Genomic DNA, 23,895 nt, shown 5'->3' on the forward strand with positions numbered 1-23,895 from the left:
GCCGCATGCTGCTGACCCTCGACCTGGTCGGGATCTTCGTCTTCGCGATCTCCGGTGGGCTGGTCGCCGTACGCAACCAGCTCGACATCGTCGGCGTCGTGGTGCTGGCGATGGCCACCGGCCTCGGCGGCGGTGTCATCCGTGACGTCGTGATCGGCGCCGTGCCCCCACCGGCGATCGCCGACTGGCGCTACCTGCTCATCCCTGTGGTCGCCGGCCTGGTGACCTTCTGGCTGCACCCCGCCGTCGGCCGGCTCGAGCGCGAGATCAACATCTTCGACGCCTTCGGCCTCGGCCTGTTCTGCGTCGCCGGCGCCCTCAAGGCCCAGGAGTACGGCCTCGGCCCTGTTCCCTCCGCCGCCCTCGGCATGGTCACCGGCGTCGGCGGCGGCATCATCCGCGACCTCCTCGCCGGCCGCATCCCCGTGATCTTCCGGCACGGCGAGCTCTACGCCATCCCCGCCCTCGCCGGCGCCGCCATCGCCGCGACCGGCGCCGAGCTCGGCCTCGCCCATGGCGTGATCCTCGCCCCGGCCGCGCTGGTCACCATCGGGTGGCGGCTGATCGCCGACCAGCGAGGCTGGCGAGCGCCCGTTCCCCGCCTGGGACCGCCGTCCTCGTGATGGTGGAGGGCAGTGTTGCGAGCACGAGGGCGCCCCGATTTGGTGTGCTTCGGGGGCATGCTCTAACGTTGGGTTCACCGACGCGGGGTGGAGCAGCTCGGTAGCTCGCTGGGCTCATAACCCAGAGGTCGCAGGTTCAAATCCTGCCCCCGCTACAATGTGATGTCTCAGGACATCAGCAACAGCGGACCTACGGAAACGTAGGTCCGCTGTTGTTTTTCCTGGGCGGTGGTCCGGGTGGTCGTCCGGTGCCTTGGTAGTCCTTGGTCGGATCGAGGACCAGGTCGCGGAGGATCTCTCCGGTGGTGGCGTCGATGATGGTGATGTCGAGGTCGTGGACGAGCATCCGGACGTAGGTGTCCCTGCTGCGGTTGGTGTCCGGGGCGGCTTTGGGGCGTGCGGCATAGGCCGCGGCCGGGGTCGAGCGGTGCTCCAGGGAACGGTGCGGACGGCGCTGGTTGTACTCGGCAGCGAAGGTATCGAGCACGGTCTGCAGTTCGGCGAGGGTGGTCGGCTTGACGGGCTGAGCGCGGAGCCACTTCGGCGAACCGGACGGTGAAGACCATGCCGTTGTCGGTCAACGTGGACGCTGGAAACCCGTGCTGGCCTGCGGCTGCGAGGAAGGTGGTGTGCACGATCGCGGCGGTGACCCGGGCGTGGGCGCTGATGTGCAGGGCGTAGCGGGAGTGGTCGTCGAGCCAGGTCAAGATCTCCACGTCCTTGCCGGGCACGCCGTTGCGGCGTGTCAGCCGGTAGTGGGTGAAGTCGGACTGCCAGGTCTCGTTCGGTTGCTCGGCCTCGAAGCGGAGGTAGGACGACTTCGGACGCTTCGACGGGGCCGGGGCGATCGTGCCGTTGCGGGTCAGGATCCGGTTGATCGTGGCCCGCGACAGGATCGTGGCGTGGTGGTGTTGCAGGTGCCAGCCGCTCGGGTCGGCTTGGCCTTCCGGCCCACGCAGCTAGCGGTGAGGTTGCTGTCAGCGTGTCCGACTTGCAGACCCGCTAAGCGGCTCTCAACCGAGAGCCGCAACCCGCATAGGAGCGGCGGAGCACCTGGGGCGCTTCAGCGTGCGAGCCCTCCACGCACCGGCTGCGTTCTGGGTGATCGACGCGTCACGTCATGCCGCTACGGCGGCAGCGTTTCCGCGCTGACAGCCTCAGGCCGGTACGGCGATCAAGACCTCGGCCACGTCCTGGTTGCCGACCGACTGCACCCGTGCCGCGGCGCCCAGCGGCCCGGTAGCAGACCGGAGGCCGGTCTGGAGGTGCGGGTGCGCACCGACCAAGGTCATCCGCGCCCCCGAAAGGTCGGGGAACAGGGTGACCGTGAGGTCTGCGCCGCTCGGCGTACCGGCGACTGCTGCCAGTACCAGGTCGCCCAGGTCGGCCGCCACGTCGGCAGGCAGGTCGGAACCGCTGGAACGAATCACCAGCCGCACGCCACCGTCGTGGGCGTTGTTGAGCGCTCTGGCAAACCACTCGCCGAGGTGCACCAGGTCCGGGTGGAGCAGGGTCAGCTGGCGCAGGTACGCCTCTTCGTAGGCGCAGCTGAGCCGCAGCGTCGGCTCTCCGGGATCGTCTGTGCGGCGGGCTGTCTCGAGGAGCTCCAGTGCGCGGTCCAGTCCGGCGTTGCGCCAGCGGTCCCGGGACCGTTCAGCCGCCTCGCGCTCGGCGATCCGGGTCCGGCTGGCCCAAGCGGACCGCTGGTCGGCCGCAGCACGCGCCGCGATCGTGCCAACGGCACGCTGGAACCTGCTCCACCCGGCCAGCAGTCCGAGCCCGGCCCCACCGGCCGTCAGCACGATCGTCTCAGCGCGGTCGGAGGCACGATCAGTGACGATGGCGACCACGACCACGACCACGGCATAGGCGCCTGCAGCCCACAGCACGGTGGTCGGTCGGGGCCCGAGCTCGGCAATCAAGACGAGCAGTCCGGTGGCACCGACGGCTTGCCAGAGGACCGGGTCCTCACGCCCGTAGCCCACGGCTGCAGCCGACGCAACGAATGCCGTCGCTGCGGCCACGACCAGCGCCCCGACCGCCCACCAGGGCAAGGCGTCGCGCCTGCGAGTGATCCGCGAGGCCAGGGCGACACCGAGAGCAGCAAGCGCCGCCATCACGTACTCCGGCGTCGCCTGGCCGCGATGATTCGTGATCGCCAGGAGGAAGCCGATGGCTGCGACGCCGGAGGCGTAGACCAAGCAGGCGCGCCGGCGCAGAACGCGTACGACGCTCCCGATGTCGCTGTCGGAACCGTGCCTGTCCCTCAGCTCCATGCGGCCCGGCAGGTTGGCGGCCGTAGGCACCGTCAGGGCCACCCTGGTCCCTGCCCCGGGAACGGTGTCGAGATCGACATCGATCCCCGCCTCCTTCGCCCGGGCGAGCACGGACGTGGCCAAACCACCGGCGCCGACCCGGCCGTCGAATCCGACACCCTGGTCGGCGACCGTCACCACAAGAACACCTTGGCGCTGTTCGGCCCGCACCTCGACCTCGTCCACGCGGGCGTGCTTCGCGGCATTCTGGACAAGTTCGCTCACGACCAGGCGCAGTGCGCGGCGCCGGGCGGGGGTGAGGGCGGCCTCTGCCAGGGAGAGCTCGTTGTCGCTGAGACCACGATGGCGCACCTGGACCCGCGTGTCGTACAACTCTGCGCGGATCCCACGGCTGTCGGTGGCTGGCGCTGCGCCGCTGCGCAGTGCGGCTACGGTCGTGATGTCGCGGGTGCAGCGCTCCCGCACGGCGTCGATGTCGCTGACGGCTGCACCGCCGCTCGCGAGGGCGGCCAGGGTGTTGATGACGGTGTCGTGAAGGACCCGGGCGTCCTCGGCGGCCGCGTGGCTGGCCGCCTCCTGGGTGGCCGCGGCGGAGGCCTCCCGCTGCGCAGCCGCGGCCTCGTCATCGGCGCGAGCGGCGAGGTCGTACAGGTAGGACTGCCCGATCCGAGTGGCGATGAGGATCGCGAGCTGGGCGCCGAGCACGGCCACGGGCAGCGTCATCGGCAGGTCCGGCCGCAGGACAACCATGGCCAGCGGGATGGCGAGGGCGGCGACAAGGGGAAGCATCAGCGCGCAGCGCCCGTGGAGCACGACGGTCGCGGTCGCGGTTGCGAGGTTGATCATCCAGCAGGCGGCGAACAGCAGCGGATCCTCCATGGACTCCGATGCCGTCCAGTCAGCCAGAAACAGGGCGGGGACGGCAGCTGTCGCTGGCCACTTGGGAAGCCGTCGGAAGTGAGCCGCGAGAGTCACGACAAGCACCGCGGCGTGTGCAGAGGCGAGCGGCAGGAACAGGGAGGCGGGCACGGGGGATGCGACGATCGCGCCGAGCATCACCAGTTGCCACCCTGCGGTGCCCAGCAGGAAGGCGCCACCCATCGCACCTTCGAGGGTGCCTGTCGCCCAGCCCCCGTCGGCCGGGAGTAAGGGGCCGACGCGGCGCACCAGGTCGCGGATCAGGCTGGCTGTCGGGCTGGCTGCAGGGGCCTGCCGTCGCTCCGTTGTCACCGGGCAACCTTCTCGCACTCGGGAACGTTGACACGAGGGAATCAGCGCACAGTCAGCCCTCTTCGGCGCCGAGCAGCTGCCCAGCGGGCCTGTCACGCCGGCCAGACCCTTGCCGCCGACGGACTCGCCGGTGGTCTCGTCGTAGACGGCCCAGGCACCGTGGTTGCCGTGCTGGATGCCGTGGACCTGGGTCGTGACCTCCCCCTCGTTCCGTGGGACTCGTTCGCACCCAGCGAGGCGGTTGCCAGCGCTCAGGACGCCGCGGTCCTCAATCGACCCGGCCGCTGGCGCCCCCTCTGCCTGCGCATCCTCGACCTGCGCGCCGGTCGGCGGCCCCTCTGACAGGCCCATTGTCACCTGGCATGCCGCTACACGCGGCCAGGCCGACGAGGAGGAAGCACGGAAGGCCCGCAGTGACCAGTTGACGCCGCATGGCATACCTCTGCCCTTCGGTCGAAGCGCCCATGACTCAACTCTGGAAGCCGGGTCTGAGTGCAGTGCCTCCGTGACCCACGGTCTGTTGCCGCGGACGACCTGGGGCACGGGCGCGGCGTAATGCAGCGAACTCCTACCCGCTCAGGCTGACGACGTGGAAGCAGCCAGCGACGGGCGGGCCGGTGGCACCGTCATGAGACGGCGGGGACCGGCTCGGTGTCGATGGAGATCGCGAGGAGTGCCTGCTCCAGCGCGACGCCCTCCTCATCGGCCAGCGCCGCCGAACGGAGCCCCGCGAGCGTGCCGGCGGCGTCGGCGCGGCCGACAAGGCTGTCAGCGGCCCCCATCAGGCGGGTGAAGCTCTCGACGCTGTGGTGGTGCGTCTCGCCGTACCCCTTCAGGACGCGCTGGCACTCGACGATCTCACAGGCCAGGTCGTAGTCGACGGGAGCGACCGCAAGAGCCTTCTCGAGCCAGCCGTCGATGGCGGCCTGCTCGCGCCCGAAGCGCAGCGAGTGTGGGCGGATCGGGCGGAACATCGCCATCGCCCACAGCAGCGTGAAGCCGATGATGCCGGTCGTGTTGACCACGATCCCGTCGCGGGTCAGCCGCCCGACGACCTTGGCGAACCACGTCGACCCCGCCACCCACCGGCCCAGCCGGGTCGGCAGCGTGTCGGCGATCTCCTCGACCTGCGGGTGGAGGTACTCCCGCACGTTCATCAGCTGGCCGGGCGCCGCCTTGGCCTCGGCGCGGACGCCTTCGATCCGGCGCCGGCGGATCTTCTGCTGGGCGACCTGGATCGTGTCCTGGTAGCACATCCACAACGCGACGTGCCGTGCTGCTTCGGTCGTGAGGCGGGAGGTGTCGCCGGACTCCACGGCGGCCAGCCGGGCCACGCGGTCGAGGTAGCGGTCCGTGTAGGCAGGGTTCTGGAAGACCGCGGTCCGGACGGTGCCGTGCAGCAGCATCGAACGTGAGGGCTCCGGGAAGTCGGTGGCGATGCGCGCCGCCTGGGCCTGCAGCCGGGGGCCGACGAGCGAGGCGGGATCGGTCGCGGCGACCTCCTCACGACGCCGCTCGGCAGCGGCCGCCGCTTCCTCGGCCGGGTCGACGGGCCGCTTCCCGATCGTGATCGGGACCGGGCCGTTGCCCGCGGGCGCGGCGGCGACCGGCTTCGGCGCGGGGCGCTGCGCGGCCTCGACGCCGAGCGCGAAGGCGGCCAGCGACGCGTCCACGCCCTTGCCCGCTGCACGGATGGCGTCCTCGAAGGTCTCCCGCGGGAACGGGAGCGCGCCCGAGCCGGCGAGCGCCCCGAACAGCGAGGCGCTGATCACGCTGTGCGCGTCGAGGGCCAGCTGCATGAAGTCCGCTCCGATGAACGTCCTCGCCCCGGCGTGGGCCGCCTCGAGCAGGGTGTTGCTGTCGACCCGGCCATCGCCCAGGGCCAGCTTCTCGTCCATCGAGTACACCCGGTTGGTGGACGCGATCAGCGTGGTCCGGTCGGGGGTGCTGAAGCCACGCTGGATCGCTCGCCCCGCCTCCATGAGCTCCGAGGCGATGACGACGTCGACCTCGCCCGGAGTGGGGAAGAGTGAGAGCACCGGCTCCCGTCGTACGTCGTGCTCGTGCGGTTGCCCGCCCGGATACATCTCGACGTAGTAGACCGTCGCCCCGGTGCGCTGCGCGACACCGGCCACGGAGGTGGTCTGGGCGTGGTAGCCCGACTTCTCGCCGACGTCGACGATCCAGTCGGCGAGCACACCACCGCCCTCGCCGCCCATCGCCAGGATCGCGATCGTGATGGGCCTGCGGCCCTCGTTCCAGCTGGACATCAGTTCACCTCGAGGACTTCGTAGCGGGCCGCCCGGCGCTCCACGCCGCCGGAGAGGAGGCCGATCCAGCCCTTCCGCAGGGCGGCGAGCACCTTGTCGCGGCGGGTGGGGTTGTAGACCAGGTCGCTGCGGTAGAACGACGGGCACAGCGACGCGGCATGGGCGTTGGCACCACACACGCCGCAGCCGACGCACGAGTCGAGGACCGTCGCGACGGGATCGGTGCGCATCGGGTCGGGGTTGGCCTTGATGCTGAGGGACGGGCAGCCGGAGACCCGGATGCACGCGTGGTCGCCCGTGCACGTGTCGGCGTCGACGCCGAAGCGCTCCTTGACGACCCGCTTGCCCTCCTTCATCGCCTTCGCGCGGACCGGCTTCTCGCGACGCTGCTTGTTGAGCATGCACTCGCTCTGCGCGACGACGACCTTGGGACCGGCGGTCCGGGTGGTCAGCGCCTTGACGAAGAGGTCGCGCAGCTTGCCGATCTGGTAGGTGTCGCTGACCGTCCGCGCCCACGTGACGCCGACGCCGCGCACGGCCTTCTCGATCGGGTGCTTCGTCGAGCGGAGCACGTTGTCCGCCTTCGACGACAACACGTCCTGACCGCCGGTCGCCGCGCTGTAGGCGTTGTCGACCACCAGGAGGAGCTGGTCGCTCTGGTTGAACACCGCGTTGCCGACGCCGCTGGTCAGGCCGTTGTGCCAGAAGCCGCCGTCGCCCATGACGGCGACGGTGCGCCGGTCGGCGTCCTTCGAGTTGAGCGCAGCTGCTCCGGCCGACCCGAGGCCGTAGCCCATCGTGGTCGCGCCGAGGTTGAACGGCTCGTTGATCGCGAACAGGTGGCAGCCGATGTCGGCGCTCACGTGATGCTTCTTGCCGGTCTCCTTCTCCGCCAGCTTGAGCGCGGAGAAGATGGGCCGCTCCGGGCACCCGGTGCACAGGCCCGGCGGGCGGGTGCGGACGACCGATGCGTCGACGCGGTGGGCGAACGGGCTGCCCGGGTCGGACTGGGGGAGGAGCAGCGTCGGGCTGCCCTCGGCAGCACCCGGGGCGTACCGGCTCAGGAAGGCGTGCAGCCCCTTGGTGACAGCAGTGGCGGTGTATTCCCCGCCGACCGGCAGGAGGTCCTTGCCGTGCAGCGCCACCGGGGAACCGGCGCGCCGCAGGATCGCGTTGAGGTTCTGCTCGATGTAGTCGGGCTGGCCCTCCTCGACCAGGAGCACGGCCCGCTTTCCCTCGCAGAACTCGAGGATCTCGGCGTCGACGACGGGGTAGGTCACGTTCATGACGTACGTCGGCACCTGGGTGTTGCCGAAAGCGTCCGAGCAGCCGAGCAGCTCCATGGCCCGGTTCAAGGTGTTGTAGACGCCGCCCTGGACGATGATGCCGATGTCGCCGTTCGGAGCGTCGGCGCCGAGCACCTCGTTGAGACCGCGGCTGCGGATGTAGTCCACCGCGGCCGGCCAGCGGTCCTCGAGCTTCTCCTTCTCGTGCAAGAAGCTCGCCGGCGGCAGCACGATGCGGTCGAGCTGGCGCGACGGGTTCTCGACCGCGTCCTTGACGGTCATCGGCGGGCGCACGTTGTCCTTGGCCGTGAAGCTGCCGTAGAGGTGGCACGAGCGCAGGCGCAGCTGCAGCATCACCGGGGTGTTGCTCGCCTCCGAGAGCTCGAAGCCCGCCTCGACAGCGTTGACGATCGCCTCGATGTTCGGCCGCGGGTCGAGCAGCCACATCTGCGACTTCATCGCGAAGGCGTGCGAGCGCTCCTGCATGATGCTCGAGCCCTCGCCGTAGTCCTCGCCGACGATGATCAGCGCGCCGCCTCGCACGCCGCCGCTCGCCAGGTTGGCCAGGGCGTCGGACGCGACGTTGGTCCCGACCGTCGACTTGAACGTGATCGCTCCCCGCAGCGGGTAGTTCACCGACGCCGCGAGCATCGCGGCGGCGGTTGCTTCGGAGGCGCTGTTCTCGAAGTAGACGTCGAGCTCGTCGAGGATCTCGTGCGCGTCACCGAGAACGTCCATCAGGTGGGAGATGGGAGCGCCCTGGTAACCGCCGACGTACGCGACGCCGGACTGCAGGAGGGCTTTGGTGACGGCGAGGATGCCCTCGCCGGAGAACCGGTTGCCCTCTCCCATGCGGAGCTTCTTCACCTCGTGGGCGAACGAGCGCTCGGCCATCGGCGTCCTTCCTGGGGTGGTGGGGTGGTGGTCAGGCGGAGCGGGTCGGGACGATCGCGAGGACGCGCGTCGGGGAGCCGGTGCCACCGACGATCGGGAGCGGCGAGGCGATGATCACGGCTCCGGTCGCCGGCAGCCGGTCGAGGTTCTGCAGCTGGGTCAGGCCGAACTTGTCGGCGCCGAGCAGGAAGTGGTGCACCGGGAACGGAGGCTCCATGCCACCCGCCTGGCCGGCGTCGATCCCGACGGTCTCGACCGCGAACCCGGTGATCGCCGAGCGTGACAGCCACTCGGCTCCGGCGGCGGAGACGCCGGGCGTGTGCGGCCCGGCCTGGTCGGCGTTGGCGAACGCGGCCGCATCGGTGTTGAACCGGCTCCAGCCGGTGCGGAAGACCAGCCAGGCGCCGTCGGGGAGCGGGCCGTTGTTGGCGACGTGCTTCTCGAGATGCTCGGGCTCGAGCAGGAAGTCGGGGTCCTCGGCGACCTCGGCGGTGAAGTCGAGCACCACAGCGGGGCCGATCAGGCGGCGGGGCGGGATCGTGTCCACCGAGTAGCCCTGGCGGCCGGTCGCCCAGTGCACCGGCGCGTCGAGGTGGGTACCGGTGTGCTCGCCGGTGTGGATGTTGTGCCACCCCCAGGCCGGCCCGGCGTCGTCGAAGTTCGAGACGACCTCGAGCGAGAGCGGGATGGTGTTGGCGAAGGGGGCGGGGAGCTCCAGGATCGGGGTGTCCGGCGAGAGCGGCGCGGTGAGGTCGACGATCTCGACCTCACCCGAGGCGAGGCCGGAGAGAAGGGCGTCAACTGCGGTCATGGCGGCAACCTTTCGAAGGGCGTGAGCGTGGTCACAGGCGGTTGTCGCAGGACGCTAGGCGCTGGCCGGGCGCGCATCTATCCGGAAAACGCGTGGGTCAGCCGGAAAGCGCTGACATCCGGAGGGAGCGTCCTCGCCGCGCTCAGCGGTTGCGCTGGAGAGTCTCGCTCGGCGTCTCCCCGAACGCGGCGCGGTAGTCGCCGGAGAGCCGGCCGAGGTGGGAGATGCCCCACTTCGTGGCGGCCTCGGTGACCGACTGGACGGTCCCGTCCGACAGCGACTGGCGCACCCGCTCGAGCCGGGCCTGGCGTACGTAGGCCATCGGCGTGGTGTCGAGATGGACCTTGAAGCCGGCCTGCAGTGCGCGGATCGAGACGCCGACCGCCTCGGCGATGTCGAGCGTCCCGATCGGCTCGGCGCAGTGCTCCTCGATCAGCTGGGCGGCGCGCCGGATGACCCGGTCGGGTGTCGTGCGCTCGGCGCCGGGCTCCTCCGGAGCGGCTGCGAGGGACACGATGAGGCCGTCGACGACGGCGACCTGGAGCGCCTCGGCGGCAAAGGGCGAGGTCGCGAGGCCGTGCTCCCGCTCGAGGTCGGTCATCACCATGTCCACCAGGCCGCGCCAGCTGCGCCCGGCACCCCGGGTGATGTCGAAGGTGGTGCCGGACCGTTGCGGGACGACCAGGCCGCCGGCTGCCGCGACGTCCAGGCGCTCGCGGAGCAGGTCCGGCGTGATCCGCACCATCAGCCGCGGATTGCCCGCCGAGTAGCGCATCCGCACCGGCTCGCCCGGTGCGGTGATCGCCGCCCGGCGGGTGCTGACGGTGAGGGCCTGTGCCCCGGCCGTGATGTGGCTCAGCCCGCTGAGCGGGATCTGGATCAGGTGGAAGTCGAGCCGGTCGGCGGTGACCTCGACCTCGGTGCCGTAGTCGATGTAGTGGAAGCTCAGCCGCTGCAGCTCGGCTGCGTTGTGCAGCGCCCGGAAGCCGGCGCTCTCCCGCAGCGGGACGAGCTCGTGCGGAGCCAGCGACGCGGCGACGGACGCACGGGCGTCGTCGATGTTGGTGGTGCGCAGCACGCCGTGCGAGCCGAGTGGCGTCGGGACACGTGCCATGGCTCCTCCTGCAGGGTCGAGTGATGCAATTCTGCAACGAACGTCAACAGTTTGACATGTCTGCGCGGAATGGACAGACCGGTCGTCAGCCGGATAGCGACGACCCGCGCCCCCGAACCACGATTCTGGCATGACCTGTGTGACACCGACCACACTCGAAGTGACGCCCTCCGTGCTGCGCGGGCAGCTGGCTCGCTGGCCCACCGGCGTCGCCGTGATCACCGCGCTCGGCCCGGACGGGCCGGTGGGCAAGACCGTCAACAGCTTCCACGCCACGTCGCTGGAGCCGGCGCTGGTCGGGTGGTGCATCGACCACCGCTCGAGCCAGCTCGACGCGTGGCTGGCGGCCGACGGCTACGTCGTCCACGTCGTCGCGGCCGACCAGATGGACCTCATCACCCGGTTCGCCACCTCGTCGTCGGACAGGTTCGCCGGCCTCGACTGCGCTCCCGGCCTCGACGGCATGCCGCTCCTGCCGGTCGACGTCCCCCTGCGCCTGGAGTGCCGGGTCGCCCACCGGCTCGCAGTGGGCGACCACACCTACCTGATCGGCGAGGTGGTCGCGATGACGGCCGCGGCCGACGTCGTCCCCATGACCCTCCAGCGCTGACCGCCCCACCCACCCCCAGGAGAAACCATGAGCATCCCGATCCTCGACAACGACCACTTCCGCCTCGGCCTGTTCTCGTCCAACTGCTCCGGCGGCCTCGCCGTCACCACGATCCCGGAGCGCTGGTCCGCGTCCTGGGAGGACAACCTCAGGCTGGCCCGCCTCGCCGACCAGACGGGCATCGACTTCATGCTGCCCATCGCCCGCTGGATCGGGTACGGCGGCGACACCAACTTCCACGAGGGTGTCCTCGAGCCCATCCCGTGGGCGACCGCGATCCTCGCCCACACCGAGCGGCTCAACGTCTTCGCGACGATCCACACCGCCTTCAACCACCCGGCCGTGGTCGCCAAGCAGCTCGCGACCATCGACCAGATGGCGCCAGGCCGGATCGGCGTCAACGTCGTCGCGGGCTGGAACCAGCCCGAGTACGTCGCGATGGGTGCCGACCTGCCGCAGGACCACGACTCGCGCTACCAGCTGGCGCAGGAGTGGATCGACGTGATCAACACGTTGTGGAGCAGAGACGGCAGGTACGACATCAAGGGCCGCTTCTGGAACCTCGAGGGCATCGAGTCGCTGCCCAAGCCGGCCGCCGGCCGGCTCCCGATCCTCAACGCCGGCTCGTCCGCGCAGGGCAAGGCGTACGCGGCCCGGAACGCCGACTTCGTCTTCACGATCGTCGGGGGTCCCGATGACGGCGCCGCCGTCGTCACCGAGCTGCAGGCCAACTCGACCGCGCTCGGACGTCAGGCCGGCGTCCTCACGCCGACCCACGTCGTGTGCCGACCGACCCGCAAGGAAGCCGAGGAGTACCTGCACTACTACGCCGTCGAGAACGCCGACTGGGACGCCGTCGACAACCTGATGCGGCTGCAGGGCCTGCATGCGCAGTCGTTCTCGAAGGACCTGCTCGAGAACTTCCGCAGCCGCTTCGCCGCTGGGCACGGCACCTGCCCGCTGATCGGCTCACCCGACGACGTCGCCGACGAGATCGAGCGCTTCGCCAAGGCCGGGTTCGGCGGCATCACCATGGCCTTCGTGGACTACGTCGGCGAGCTCGAGTACTTCGCCGAGGAGGTCATGCCGCGCCTGGTCAAGAAGGGCCTGCGGCCCGAGAGCCTCTGAGTCGTCGCGTGTCGGCACCGGCCCCAGTCCTGGTTCAGGGCTGGGGCCAGTGCGCCTTCGCGTGCTTGAGCGCCGGCTTCTCCAGCACGGCGACGAGCCGTTCGAAGAGCTCGGTCGCCTCGGGGGCCGACCACTTCGGGTCGAGGACCTCGCGAGGCAGGCCCGGATCACGGAAGGGCAGCTTGCGCCAGGTGTCGACGAGGGAGAGGTACGCCGCGAACGCGGCCGCGCCCTTGAGCCCCCTCAGCTCGTCGACCCGCGGCGCGTAGGTGTCGACGAAGTCACGGTAGCCCTGGTCGATCGCGTCGAGGTCCCACGAGCTGTAGAGCAGGTCAGTGAGATCCTGCGGACCGTGGTAGCCGCCGACGAAGATCGCGGCGTGCTCGGACAGGTCCAGCTCGGCGACCGCGCGCTCGGCAGCCGCGCGCATCCGGGCCGGGGCGATCCACAGCGCGGTACCGGCGTTGCCGAATCCGAGGTGGGCCAGGTGGGCACGCAGCTGGTGGCGCTGGGCGCGCTTCGACTCGGGCACGCCGAAGTGCACGATGCACCAGCCGTCCGCGAGGTTCGCGGGGCGGCGGGCGTGCCAGATGACCTCGTCGCCGGCCGCGAGGGTCGCGTCGGCCTCGCTGGTGAGGGAGTAGCCCCGGGCGCCGTGCTGGATGACCGAGTCGAGCCAGCCGTTCTTCTTGAGGCGGAACACCGCGGTTCGGACGCCCGGCGCGTCGATGTCGACCTCGGCGAGGAGGTCGACGGCGCCCGCGATCGGCATCCACCCGCCGAGGGGTCGCACCACCGCGCCGAGGAAGGTGACGACGGTGGTGCGCGACTGAGGCGCCTTGCTGCTCACGGACGGCATTCTGCCCTCAACTGCCGGGGATTCCGGTCAGCGCCGCGACCCAGTCCGGGGGCCAGGGCAGGCTGTGCCGCGAGCCGTCCTCGGCGGTCGCGGCCACCTGGCCGGTGCCCATGTGCACGGTGACGTAGCGCCCCTGGGCGGCCCGGGTCCGTGGCCGGCCCTCGAACTCCTCGCCCCAGACCTCGAACTCCCAGGTCATCGACGTGGTCCCCATCGACGCCAGGGACACCGTCGCTGTCGCCTCCTGCCCGAAGTACAGGGGAGCGAGGTAGTCGGCCTCGTAACGCACCCGCGGGGCGCTGGCGAAGTACCCGCCGAGGCCACGCTCTCGCATGAGCGTGGCCTCAGCGGCTTCGACGAACCGGGTGACGGTGCTGTTGTGATAGATCCCCGACGCGTCGGTGTCGATCCACTCGACGCGGGTCCGGAAGACGCCGCGGGGCCGTGAGGACTCGTCCATGGCCGCCATTCTCGCGGCGCTCAGGGCGCGACCGTCGAGGTGCCCGGCCTCCAGCGCAGGTGCACGTCCCCGGACTCGCCGTCGCGCAGCAGCTGCAGGCGCGGCGGGACCTTGTCCGTGCGCGACGTCGGCGGTCGCCGGCGGCCGGCGGCCCACTGCACGGGCCAGTCGGCGGCGGCGCCGACGTACTCCTGCTCCGCGGCCGCGTGCAGGGTCCAGCTCGGGTCGTAGAGGTGGGTGCGGCCCAGCGCGCAGATGTCGGCGCGACCGGCGAGCAGGATCGAGTTGACGTCGTCGTACGACGAGATGGCGCCCACTGCGATCACCTTGACCCCTGCGGGCTCGGCCACCTGGTGACGGATCTTGTCGGCGAAGGGCGTCTGGTAGGACCGGCCGAACGCCGGCCGCTCCTCCTTGCCGACCTGCCCCGACGAGACGTCGATCGCAGCCGCGCCGGCAGCGATGAACGCGCGGGCGATCTCGACGGCGTCGTCCTCGGTGTTGCCGTCCGGGATCCAGTCGGTGGCGGAGATCCGAACGGTCACGGGGATGTGGACGGGCACTGCGTCGCGGACGGCCGTGAAGACCTCGACCGGGAAGCGCAGCCGGTTCTCCAGCGGGCCGCCGTACTCGTCGGTGCGGTGGTTCGCGACGGGGGAGAGGAAGGAGGACAGCAGGTAGCCGTGGGCCGCGTGGACCTCGACCAGGTCGAAGCCGGCCGCAACCGCTCGCCGGGCCGCGGACACGAAGTCGGCGACGACCTGGTCGAGGTCGACGCGGGTCGCCTCGCGCGGGACGTGGCAGCCGGCGCCGTAGGGCCGTGCAGAGGGCCCGATGACCTCCCAGTTGCCGTCCTCGAGCGGCTCGTCCATGCCCTCCCACATGAGCTTCGTCGAGCCCTTGCGGCCCGAGTGCCCGAGCTGCGTGCCGATCCGCGCCGTGCTGTTCGCGTGCACGAAGTCGGTCACCCGGCGCCAGGCCGCCGCCTGCTCGTCGGTCCACAGTCCCGGACAGCCCGGCGTGATCCGGGCCTCCGGGGACACGCAGGTCATCTCGGTCATCACCAGCCCCGCGCCGCCGAGTGCCTTGCTGCCGAGGTGCACGAGGTGGAAGTCCGTCGGGACGCCCTCCACCGCGCAGTACTGGTCCATCGGGGAGAGCATGATCCGGTTCTTCAGCTCGAGCTGGCCGATGCGGACCGGTTGGAACATGGCAGGTGACGGCTCACCGGCACCCTGGCTGCGTGCGAACTCCGCCTCCATCAGGTCGGCGAAGACGGCGTCACGGTCCTTCAGGTTCTCGAAGGTGATCCGGCGCGAGCGGGTGAGCAGGTTGAAGACGAACTGCGCAGGGTCCTGGTCGGCGTACATGCCGATGTTCTCGAACCACTCGAGAGATGCCTGCGCCGCACGCTGGGTCGACTCGACCACCGGCTTGCGCTCGGTCTGGTACGCCGCCAGCGCGGTCTCGACGTCCGAGTGCTCGTGCAGGCAGGCGGCCAGCGCGAGCGCGTCCTCCATGGCGAGCTTGGTGCCGGAGCCGATCGAGAAGTGCGCGGTGTGCGCGGCGTCGCCCAGCAGCACGACGTTCTCGTGGTGCCACTGCTCGTTGCGGACCGTGTGGAAGTTGAGCCACTTGGAGTTGTTGGTGAGGATCCGGTGGCCCCGGAGCTCGTCGGCGAAGATCTCGGCGACCCGCTCGACGGCGTACTCGTCGGAGACGCCGGGACCGAAGAGCTCGTGCTCGGTCCGGTCGAGCCCGGCGCGCCGCCAGACGTCGTCGTGCATCTCGACGATGAACGTGGAGCCCTGTGCGGAGTACGGGTAGCCGTGGATCTGCATGGTGCCGAACTCGGTCTGCTTGACGAAGAACTGGAAGGCCTCGAAGACGAGGTCGGTGCCGAACCAGATGTACTTGTTGTTGCGGCGGTCCAGGCTTGGGCGGAAGACGTCGGCGTACTTCGTGCGGACGGCGGAGTTGAGGCCGTCGGCGGCAAGCACGAGGTCGTGGTCCGCGCGCAGCTGGTCGGGGTCCGGCGCCTCGGTGTGGTAGTGGACGGTCACGCCGAGCTCGGCGACCCGCTCCTGCATGATCTGCAGCAGCTCCTTGCGCGACATCGCGGCGAATCCCTGGCCACCCACGGTGAAGGGCGTGCCGTTGAACTCGACGTCGATGTCGGTCCAGCGCGCGAACCGGCTCTCCATCCGGTCATGGATGACCTGGTCGGCGCCCTCGATGCTGCCGAGCGTCTCGTCGGAGAACACGACGCCGAACCCGAAGGTGTCGTCGGGCGCATTGCGCTCCCAGACGGTGATGTCGTGGCTGGGGTCGAGGGTCTTCATGAGGGTGGCGAAGTAGAGCCCACCGGGCCCGCCACCGACGATCGCGATCTTCATGCTCGGGTCTCCGATTCGCTGAGCTGGCGCAGCCTGAAGTGCTGCAGCTTTCCATTGGTGTTGCGCGGCAGGGCGGCGATGAAGCGGACCTCGCGCGGGTACTTGTAGGGAGCCAGGCGGTCCTTGACGTACTGCTGGAGCTCGGCGACCTTGGCGTCGTCGCCGCTCACGCCGTCGCGGAGCACGACGAAGGCGCACACGATGGCGCCGCGGTCGACGTCGGGCACGCCCACGACGCCGGCCTCCACGACGTCCGGGTGCGTGCCGAGCGCCTCCTCCACCTCGGGACCGCCGATGTTGTAGCCGGAGGACACGATCATGTCGTCGGTGCGGGAGCGGTACCAGAAGTAGCCGTCCTCGTCGCGGACGAACGTGTCGCCGGTGACGTTCCACCCGTTGACGACGTAGGCGTGCTGCCGGTGGTCGTCGAGGTAGCGGCAGCCGACGGGGCCGATGACGGCCAGTCGGCCCTCGACGCCGGCGCCGACCTCGTTGCCGTCGGCGTCCAGGATCGTCGCGCGGTAGCCCGGCACCGGCTTGCCGGTGGAGCCGGGCCGGATGTCGGCGCCGCTCGCGGAGAGGAAGATGTGCAGCATCTCGGTCGCGCCGATGCCGTCGATGACCAGCAGGTCGAGCTCGCGAGCGAGCGCTTCCCAGGTGTCTCGCGGCATGTGCTCGCCGGCCGTGACGGCGACGCGCAGGCCCTTGAGCTGCCCGATGCTGCCGGACCTGAGGATCTGCTTGTACGCCGTCGGCGCGGTCGCGAGAGCCGTGACGCCGTGCTCGTGGATCAGGCCGGCCAGCTGGACCGGCGTCGCGTTCTCGGTGAGCAGCGCGCAGGCTCCCGCGCGCAGCGTGAAGACGACGAGCATGCCCAGCCCGAACGTGAAGGCCAGCGGGGCGGTGCAGGCCACCAGGTCGGTCGCCTCCAGCCGCAGCGTGCCGCGCCCGAAGGTGTTGTCGATCGAGAGGAGGTCGCGGTGGAAGTGGGCGGTGAGCTTGGGGGTCCCGGTGGTGCCCGAGGTCGGCCCGAGGAGCGCGACATCGTCGGCCGCGCTGTCGACGGCCGCGAACGTGATCGGCTTCGTGAGCGTGCGCCGTGTCAGGTCGTCCGCCGTGTCTGCGCCGTAGGGCACCACGGTCAGGTCGGGATCGACGCGGCTGCGTACCTCGTGGACCTCGTCGAGGAAGCGGTGGTCGACCAGCGCGATGGCCGGGCGCGCCCGCTCGACGATCGGGGCCAGGTCAGTCGCGCGGAGGGCGGCCATGGTCGTCACCGCGATCCCACCGGCCTTGAGCACGCCGAGCCAGGCGGCCACCGTCCACGGGTTGTTGGGGGAGCGCAGCAACACACGGTTCCCGCTGACCAGGCCGAGGTCGTCGACCAGGACGTGCGCGACCTGGTTGGCGCGGGCGAGCAGCTCGCCGTACGTCCAGACCTCGCCGTCCGGGGTGCGCAGGGCGGGCCGATCGGGCCCGTGGGTGGCGACGGCGGCGTCGATGATCTCGACGGCGGCGTTGAGGCGCTCGGGGTACTGCAGCAGGGGGGTGGGGAACTCCAGGGTCGGCCACAGCTCCGCAGGCGGCAAGCGGTCGCGTGCGAAGGTGTCGCGCAGTCCCGACGGGCTGAGCACGCTCACGACGGTGCTCCGGCGGCGCGGATCATGCCCTCCTGGACGACGGTCGCGACGAGCACGCCCTCGGGCGTGAAGAAGCGCCCGATCGCGGAGCCGCGGCCGGCCTCGACGGACACGGCCTCCTGCACGTAGAGCAGCCAGCCGTCCATCCGGACCGGTCGGTGGAACCACATCGCGTGGTCCAGGCTGGCGGTCACCAGTCCCTCGTCGGCCCACGCCAGGCCGAGCACCCGTAGCGCCGGCTCGAGGATCGTGTAGTCGCAGACGTAGGCGAGCGCGGCGAGGTCGCGCTGCTCGTCGGTGAGCCCCTCGACCGGGCGCAGGGCGTCGTACGGCTTGACCCAGACGGCTTGGTGGGGTGAGCGCTCGCCCTCGACGGTGAGGTAGACGGGTCCGGGCGCGTGGCGCATGTCGAAGCTCCGGCCGCCCGACCAGTAGGCCTTCGAGGTCCCGGTCATCGTGCCGCCCGCCCGGTCGGCGAGGTACGCCGCCGAGGTCGGCAGGTCGTCCGGGCCCGGGAAACCGGCGGGCAGGCTCGCCTGGAACGAGCCGCCCGCCTCGCCTGCGGCGAAGCTCGCCATGCAGACGTAGACGACCTTGCCGTTCTGGAAGGCGCGCACCTGGCGGGTGCTGTAGCCGCGTCCGTCCCGGAGCACCTCGACCTCGTAGCGGATCTCTGCGCCGATGTCGACCGGCCGCATGAAGTAGGAGTGCATCGAGTGGAGCGACTTGGCGTCCGGCCCGGCCGAGGGCACCGTGCGGACCGCGGCCACCACGGCCTGCGCGACCATGTCGCCGCCGTACGCCTTGGGCCACGGGCAGGGCTGGGTGGTCGCCGTGAACGCCACGTCGAAGACCTCGGCCTGGGCCTCCTTGAGGGTGATGGCGTCGGTGAGGATCGAGCTGGTCGGTGCCATGGGAGTGTCCTTCGGTCGGGGTGGGGATCAGGCGATGCGGACGGTGTTCGAGAGCACGCCGATGCCGGGGACCTCGGTCTCGACGACATCGCCGTCGCGGAGGTAGGTGGGCGGCTCCATGCCCATGCCGACGCCGCCGGGCGTGCCGGTCAGCACGATGTCGCCGGGACGCAGCACGGTGAACGTCGAGATGTAGGACAGGAGCGCCGCGCTGTCGAAGACCAGCGTCTTGGTGTTGCCCCGCTGCCGCTCGACGCCGTTGACCCGGCAGATCACCTCGACGCCCGCGGTCGGGTCGAGCTCGTCGGGCGTGACGACGACCGGGCCCAGGGGAGTGGTCGCGTCCCAGGCCTTGCCCTGGAACCACTGCAGGGTGCGGCGTTGCCAGTCGCGCACCGAGACGTCGTTGGCGACCGTGTAGCCCGCGATCGCCCGCTCGGCCTCGGCGCGTGTGGCGTGGCGCAGCTCCGCGCCCACCACCACCGCGAGCTCGGCCTCCCAGTCGAGCTCGAGACCGTCGTGGGAGGGCAGAACGACGTCGGCACCCGGGGCGAGCAGCGTGTCGGCGTACTTCGCGAACAGGGTCGGGTACGCCGGCGTCTCGCGGCCGGTCTCGGCGATGTGGTCGCCGTAGTTGAGCCCGCAGCAGATCACCTTGCCCGGGTGCGGCAGCGGCAGCACCGGCTGCGCGCCGGGGAGCTCGGCTCCGGTGACCGGCGCCACGCCGGACGCCAGCAGCTCGCTCAGGTCGGCGGCGGGCAGGGAGTGCCAGCGCCCGTCGACGTCGACGGCTGCAGAGGTGCGGGTGCCGGTGCCGTCGGCAGCGGGAAAGGTGACCGTGGCCATTCGCATATGTCATTTTTGGCACGAACGTTGCGCTGATGTCAATACGCAATCTATGGTGGATGGCATGACCACCAACCTCACCCACGACGTCACGCCGGACCTCACCCCCGTGGCGGTGAACCCCGTGGAGCTGGCGGCGCCGAGCGGCTACTCGCACGGCACGCTGAGCGGCAACACGCTCTACCTCGGCGGCCAGACTGCACTCGACGCGGACATGAAGATCGTCCCCGGGGGCATCGTCGAGCAGTTCCGCCAGGCCTTCGGCAACGTGCTCACCACGCTGCGCGCCGCCGGTGGCGTGCCGGAGGACCTCGTGTCGATCACGATCTATCTCACCGACATCCCCGACTACCAGGCCCACGGCCGCGAGATCGGCGCCGCCTGGCGTGAGCTCGCCGGTCCCGTCTACCCGGCCATGGCCGGCATCGGCACCACCGGCCTGTGGCAGCCCGAGGCGCTCATCGAGATCCTCGGCGTCGCCGTCATCCCCGACGAGCGACTCGTCCGCCCCGCGCACTGACCCGAAGGAGAAACGCCATGCCCGCCATGACCCCGTACGCGGACGAGCTCAACGCCCTTCCGCCCCTCGCCTCCCGCTACGTCCAGGTCGACGAGCTCCCCTGGAAGCCGACCGGCTTCCCGGGCATCGACATGAAGGTGTTGCTCCGTGAGCCGGAGACCGGCCTGCTGACCGCGCTGTTCCGCTGGGAGCCCGGCGCCGTCCTGCCGCTGCACGAGCACGTCGAGATCGAGCAGACCTACGTGCTCGAGGGCAGCATCGTCGACGAGGAGGGCGAGACCACGCCGGGCAACTTCTCGTGGCGCCCCAAGGGCAACCAGCACCGCGCCCATGCGCCCAACGGCGCCCTGCTCATCGCCTTCTTCCTCAAGCCCAACGTCTTCCTCGAGGGCGCCGAGGCCGGCACCACCCTGGAGTGACATGAGGATCACGACCTTCCGCCACGCCGGCGGCACGGGCTGGGGGCTCGTCGAGGGCGACGGCATCGTCGACCTGAGCGACGACCCCTCGCTGCCGTACGCCGACGCGTCGGAGGCACTGCGCAGCGAGACCGTGCTGGACCTCGCCATGTCAGCGTGCGGGCTGGCGCCGCAGCACCGGCTCGAGGACGTGACCCTCCTCGCGCCGCTCCCGGCCCCCGGCCGGGTGCTCGTCGACGACGGCGTGCAGGTCACGCAGCTCGAACGGCCGGACGTCCACGACGCCGGCACCGACCTCCCGGGGGGCAGGAAGATGCTTGCCGTGGTCATCGGCAGCCCCACCCGGGAGGTCGCTCGCGAGCGAGCCGTCGAGCACCTGCTCGGCGCCACCGAGGCCGTGCTCTCCGGACACCGTCTCGCCCTCGGCCCCTGGGTCGTCAGCCGCGACGAGACCGGCGACCTCGACGCACTGCACCACGCCGAACGAGGCCTCGCCGACATCGTCAGCGAGGCCTCGCGGCAGTGGTCGCTCAGCTCCGGCGACCTCGTCCTGGTGCCCGCCGCCGGCTGATCAGCTGCTGGGCGACGAGGTGGCCCGAGCCGCCGCCCAGACCCGGTCCCGGGTGGGTGAACGCCCCGATGTGGAAGACGTTCGGTACGCCGGTCCGGTGCCCCGTCCCCGTGCCCGGACGCCAGAGCAGCGACTGGTCGAGCTCGGCCGCGCCCCCGTAGGGGTCGCCGTTCACGGCGTTGGCGTTGGCCGCGGCCAGGTCCGTCGGGTCGATCACGTGACGCCCGATCACGCTGCCGGCCAGCCCGGGAGCGAACTGCTCGATGCGGGCGAGCACGCGGTCGGCGTACGCGTCGGCGAGGGCGGGCGTCCATCCGCTGCTGGTGTCGAGCCGGCCCGCGGCATCGCCGACGGGACGCCACGGGAGCTCCTGCAGCTGGATCCACAGCGTGGCGCGGCCGTCCGGCGCACGACTCGGGTCGAGCACGCACTGCTGGCCGACCACGACGGTCGGCTCCGCAGGCAGGAGGCCCGCCTCGGCCTGCGCGCAGGCGATCGCGGTGCTGTCCGAGCCGTTGCTGACGTGGATCAGCGGGACCTCGTCGAGGCGGCTGTCCGTCCAGCGGAGCGGTGCATCGAGGGCGAGATGGACCTGCATCGCCGCCCGACCGGGCCGGTGGCGGGCGACGGCCCGTCGCCCGGGGTCGCCGACGGCTGCGGCCGGCAGGAGGCCGTCGTGGAGGCGGCCGGTCGAGGTCGACGCGAGCACGGCCTGTGCCCGCAGGTGGCCGGCGCCGGTGTCGACACCGACTGCGCGTCCGGACCGGACGGGGATGGTCTTCGCGGCCGTCCCGAGGAACACGTCGACGCCGCGCTCCTCGAGCAGTGCGGCGAAGGCGGCGACGAAGTTGCCGGCGCCGCCCTCGACCACCGGCAGCCCGATCTCGTGCATGGTGAAGGCCATCACCGGCAGCATCAGGCCACCGGTCGCCTGGTCGGGTGCGAGGCCCGCGTGGAGCAGCCACGGCGCCCAGAGCTGGTCGACCTCCGTGCCGACGAAGCGCTCCCGGGTCAGGCCGCGACCGCTCTGCGTCGCGACCCGCGCCAGCTCGGTCAACCCGTCGCGGCCGAGGCCGCGCACCGCGCCGAGCCCGAGCCGGGCCAGGTCGCGGGTGCGCAGCTCGGAGCCGAGCGTGCCGAACACGTGCGGGGCCCAGCGGCCCAGGTCGCCCAGCATCGCGGCATACGACGCCCGGTCGGTCGTGTGCGCGAAGCCGGTGGCTGTCTGACCGGGATCGCGGTGGGCCACCACCGTGCCGCGCTCGGAGACCGACGCGGTGACGGGCCCGTCGGCATTGCGGTAGGTCAGCCCGAGCCGGTGCAGGTCGGTTCCGAGGTCGGCGTACGCGCCGCCGGCCTGGAAGAGCGGGTGCCACGAGCTGAAGGTGTCGTGGACGAAGCCCGGCGCGGTGAGCTCGTCGGAGGCGATGAAGCCGCCGAGGCGGTCCCGCTCCTCGACGAGTGCCACCGTCCGGCCGGCACCGGCGAGCTCGGCCGCAGCGACCAGCCCGTTGATCCCGGATCCGATCACGACGACGTCGTACACGTCCTTCATCGCTTGCCGACACCCAGTCGGCGGGCGAGCTTCGGGGTGATCCGGCGGTAGTCCGCGGGCTTCACCGGCATCAGCCACTGCTTCGCCTTGGTGCGCCGCGGCACGTCGAGGCCGACGTCGGCCAGCACCTCGTCCACGTTGTGCATCGAGAACGGGATGATGTTGGTGCCGCGTGCGTGCATCCCTCCGGTGCGCTCGCGCATCCACGCGAGCCGGGCCCGTGTCCGCTCCAGCATCTCCTCGCGGGAGGGCAGCTCGTGGTGCCCGCCGAGGTAGGAGCCGATCCAGACCGCCGACACCTCGGCCGACAGCGGCGAGAAGAACGACGAGTTGTAGCCCGCGAAGCTCAGGTCGGGGACGTTGATCGGGTGGATCTGCCGGTAGAGCAGGAAGTCGCCGTTGTCGTCGAGCAGCTGGTCGAGCACCTCCCGCGGCAGGAACGGGATGTCCTGGGTCCAGCCGGTGGCGGCGATCACCACGTCGGCGCGGAGCACCTGGCCGTTGGCGAGCTCGGCGTGGGGCTTGCCGTCCTTCTCGAGGAACCGCGTGATCACGGTGTCGCGGTGGACCCGGATCGCTCCGGTGGAGACGCCCTCGAAGAAGCCTTCGGTGGCAAGGGAGACCGTCGACTTCGCGATGTCGGCGAAGGTGCCCTGGGGAATGAGGCCGAGCTTGTCGAGCTTGAGCTGCTTGGTCGTCACGCTCTCGACCGTGCCGAGCATGTTGTTGGCCATCAGCGAGTCCCTGGCGTGGAGCAGCCGCTCCGCGCCGTTGACGGAGCGGTAGCGGAACAGGCCCTCGCCGAGGCGGGTGAGCATCAGGTACTTGTAGTTGACGACGCCGCTGACCTTCCGCGGCATCTTCCAGAGCAGCTCGCGGGCGACGACCGACGTGGCGGCCGCCTCCTTGGCGATCTCCACGGTGATGTCGCAGGCGGACTTGCCGTACCCGAGGACCACCGTGTGCTTGCCACGGACCTGGTCCATGCTGTGGAACTCGCTCGACGGGAGGTACTGCCCGCCCGCCTGCTCGAAGTCCTCGATGCCGTCGACCGGCGGCACGAACGGGCGCGAGAAGATCCCGCTCGCCAGCACGAGGTGGTCGTAGTGCTCGGTGCCGTGGGCGGTGGTGACGTCCCAGCCGCCGCCCGGGGTGGGCGCTGCGTGCTCCACCTCGGTGTTGAGCCGGACGGACGGCGTCACGCCGAACTCGTCGGCGTACGACGAGAGGTAGGTCGCCACCTGCTCCCCGCTGGGCCACTCGGGGTAGTCGCGCGGCATCTTCTTGTCGGACAGGCAGTACGTGCCCTTGTTGTTCTGGGTCTTCAGGCCGGGGTAGCGGCGGGTGCGGCTCCACACGCCGCCGATGTCGGGGGTCTTCTCGAGGACGGTCACGTCGTGACCGAGCTGGCGGAGGACCTTGGCGGACGAGATGCCGGCGAACCCGGCTCCGACGATGGCGATCTTCATGACG

The 23,895-nt window shown here is 70.9% G+C and carries 19 protein-coding genes, 1 tRNA gene and 2 pseudogenes; 7 read left to right on the forward strand and 15 right to left on the reverse strand.

Annotated features, from left to right (window positions below):
* Window positions 1–5 precede the first annotated feature (5 nt).
* Together ACZYRU_RS08085 and ACZYRU_RS08090 are read left to right on the forward strand one after the other, a co-directional pair.
* A complete protein-coding gene (locus ACZYRU_RS08085) occupies window positions 6–623 on the forward strand; it encodes a trimeric intracellular cation channel family protein (protein WP_488956570.1) in 618 nt (205 codons plus the stop codon).
* An 81-nt stretch (window positions 624–704) separates the two neighbouring features.
* Window positions 705–778, forward strand: a tRNA-Met gene (locus ACZYRU_RS08090).
* Window positions 779–813: 35 nt separating this feature from the next.
* Here the strand turns inward: ACZYRU_RS08090 and ACZYRU_RS08095 are convergent.
* The 7 genes and pseudogenes from ACZYRU_RS08095 to ACZYRU_RS08125 all read right to left on the reverse strand — a co-directional run.
* Window positions 814–1,125, reverse strand: a pseudogene (locus tag ACZYRU_RS08095) (integrase core domain-containing protein); the annotation flags it as partial.
* 43 nt (window positions 1,126–1,168) lie between these two features.
* Window positions 1,169–1,582, reverse strand: a pseudogene (locus ACZYRU_RS08100) (DDE-type integrase/transposase/recombinase); the annotation flags it as partial.
* Window positions 1,583–1,780: 198 nt separating this feature from the next.
* On the reverse strand, window positions 1,781–4,129 hold the full coding sequence (locus tag ACZYRU_RS08105) for an ATP-binding protein (protein WP_488956571.1): 2,349 nt from the start codon (window positions 4,127–4,129) through the stop codon (window positions 1,781–1,783).
* A gap of 626 nt (window positions 4,130–4,755) precedes the next feature.
* Window positions 4,756–6,399 carry an indolepyruvate oxidoreductase subunit beta family protein gene (locus tag ACZYRU_RS08110; RefSeq protein ID WP_488956572.1) on the reverse strand — a complete coding sequence of 548 codons (1,644 nt, stop codon included), beginning with the start codon at window positions 6,397–6,399 and terminating at the stop codon, window positions 4,756–4,758.
* Entirely contained in the window at window positions 6,399–8,579 is a 2,181-nt protein-coding gene (locus ACZYRU_RS08115; protein ID WP_488956573.1) for a thiamine pyrophosphate-dependent enzyme, read from the reverse strand. The genes ACZYRU_RS08110 and ACZYRU_RS08115 overlap by 1 nt, the downstream gene beginning before the upstream one ends.
* A gap of 31 nt (window positions 8,580–8,610) precedes the next feature.
* Window positions 8,611–9,390 carry a cyclase family protein gene (locus ACZYRU_RS08120; RefSeq protein ID WP_488956574.1) on the reverse strand — a complete coding sequence of 260 codons (780 nt, stop codon included), beginning with the start codon at window positions 9,388–9,390 and terminating at the stop codon, window positions 8,611–8,613.
* A 142-nt stretch (window positions 9,391–9,532) separates the two neighbouring features.
* Window positions 9,533–10,504 carry an AraC family transcriptional regulator gene (locus ACZYRU_RS08125; RefSeq protein ID WP_488956575.1) on the reverse strand — a complete coding sequence of 324 codons (972 nt, stop codon included), beginning with the start codon at window positions 10,502–10,504 and terminating at the stop codon, window positions 9,533–9,535.
* Window positions 10,505–10,634: 130 nt separating this feature from the next.
* Between ACZYRU_RS08125 and ACZYRU_RS08130 the strand changes: the two genes are divergently transcribed.
* Window positions 10,635–11,114, forward strand: coding sequence for a flavin reductase family protein (locus ACZYRU_RS08130; RefSeq protein ID WP_488956576.1), 480 nt, complete (start codon window positions 10,635–10,637; stop codon window positions 11,112–11,114).
* Window positions 11,115–11,141: 27 nt separating this feature from the next.
* Window positions 11,142–12,242 carry an LLM class flavin-dependent oxidoreductase gene (locus tag ACZYRU_RS08135; protein ID WP_488956577.1) on the forward strand — a complete coding sequence of 367 codons (1,101 nt, stop codon included), beginning with the start codon at window positions 11,142–11,144 and terminating at the stop codon, window positions 12,240–12,242.
* Between the two features lie 34 nt (window positions 12,243–12,276).
* Here the strand turns inward: ACZYRU_RS08135 and ACZYRU_RS08140 are convergent, their stop codons facing one another.
* The 6 genes from ACZYRU_RS08140 to ACZYRU_RS08165 are packed head-to-tail and all read right to left on the reverse strand — an operon-like array spanning window position 12,277 to window position 19,357.
* Complete coding sequence (locus ACZYRU_RS08140; RefSeq protein WP_488956578.1) at window positions 12,277–13,092, reverse strand: PaaX family transcriptional regulator; 816 nt, start codon at window positions 13,090–13,092, stop codon at window positions 12,277–12,279.
* A 16-nt stretch (window positions 13,093–13,108) separates the two neighbouring features.
* Window positions 13,109–13,561, reverse strand: coding sequence for an acyl-CoA thioesterase (locus ACZYRU_RS08145; protein ID WP_488956579.1), 453 nt, complete (start codon window positions 13,559–13,561; stop codon window positions 13,109–13,111).
* 20 nt (window positions 13,562–13,581) lie between these two features.
* The gene (locus ACZYRU_RS08150) at window positions 13,582–15,957 is read right to left on the reverse strand and encodes a bifunctional salicylyl-CoA 5-hydroxylase/oxidoreductase (RefSeq protein WP_488956580.1); all 2,376 of its coding nucleotides are present in this window, start codon (window positions 15,955–15,957) and stop codon (window positions 13,582–13,584) included.
* Window positions 15,954–17,597, reverse strand: a complete 1,644-nt coding sequence (locus ACZYRU_RS08155; RefSeq protein WP_488956581.1) for an AMP-binding protein — start codon at window positions 17,595–17,597, stop codon at window positions 15,954–15,956. The genes ACZYRU_RS08150 and ACZYRU_RS08155 overlap by 4 nt, the downstream gene beginning before the upstream one ends.
* On the reverse strand, window positions 17,594–18,511 hold the full coding sequence (locus ACZYRU_RS08160; protein WP_488956582.1) for an acyl-CoA thioesterase: 918 nt from the start codon (window positions 18,509–18,511) through the stop codon (window positions 17,594–17,596). Before ACZYRU_RS08160 ends, ACZYRU_RS08155 begins: the two co-directional genes overlap by 4 nt.
* 27 nt (window positions 18,512–18,538) lie before the next feature.
* A complete protein-coding gene (locus tag ACZYRU_RS08165) occupies window positions 18,539–19,357 on the reverse strand; it encodes a fumarylacetoacetate hydrolase family protein (RefSeq protein WP_488956583.1) in 819 nt (272 codons plus the stop codon).
* Between the two features lie 64 nt (window positions 19,358–19,421).
* Here ACZYRU_RS08165 and ACZYRU_RS08170 point away from each other — a divergent pair, with 64 nt between their 5' ends.
* The 3 genes from ACZYRU_RS08170 to ACZYRU_RS08180 are packed head-to-tail and all read left to right on the forward strand — an operon-like array spanning window position 19,422 to window position 20,867.
* Window positions 19,422–19,877, forward strand: a complete 456-nt coding sequence (locus tag ACZYRU_RS08170; protein WP_488956584.1) for a RidA family protein — start codon at window positions 19,422–19,424, stop codon at window positions 19,875–19,877.
* A gap of 17 nt (window positions 19,878–19,894) precedes the next feature.
* Window positions 19,895–20,296, forward strand: coding sequence for a cupin domain-containing protein (locus ACZYRU_RS08175; RefSeq protein WP_218232781.1), 402 nt, complete (start codon window positions 19,895–19,897; stop codon window positions 20,294–20,296).
* A gap of 1 nt (window position 20,297) precedes the next feature.
* Window positions 20,298–20,867, forward strand: coding sequence for a fumarylacetoacetate hydrolase family protein (locus tag ACZYRU_RS08180; protein ID WP_488956585.1), 570 nt, complete (start codon window positions 20,298–20,300; stop codon window positions 20,865–20,867).
* On the opposite strand, the gene ACZYRU_RS08185 is transcribed toward ACZYRU_RS08180, so the two are convergent.
* Both ACZYRU_RS08185 and ACZYRU_RS08190 read right to left on the reverse strand, forming a co-directional pair.
* Complete coding sequence (locus ACZYRU_RS08185) at window positions 20,827–22,422, reverse strand: phytoene desaturase family protein (protein WP_488956586.1); 1,596 nt, start codon at window positions 22,420–22,422, stop codon at window positions 20,827–20,829. The two genes, ACZYRU_RS08180 and ACZYRU_RS08185, sit on opposite strands and share 41 nt — an antisense overlap.
* Entirely contained in the window at window positions 22,419–23,891 is a 1,473-nt protein-coding gene (locus ACZYRU_RS08190) for a flavin-containing monooxygenase (protein ID WP_488956587.1), read from the reverse strand. The genes ACZYRU_RS08185 and ACZYRU_RS08190 overlap by 4 nt, the downstream gene beginning before the upstream one ends.
* Between the last annotated feature and the right edge of the window lie 4 nt (window positions 23,892–23,895).

The organism is Nocardioides sp. F233 (assembly GCF_057813895.1).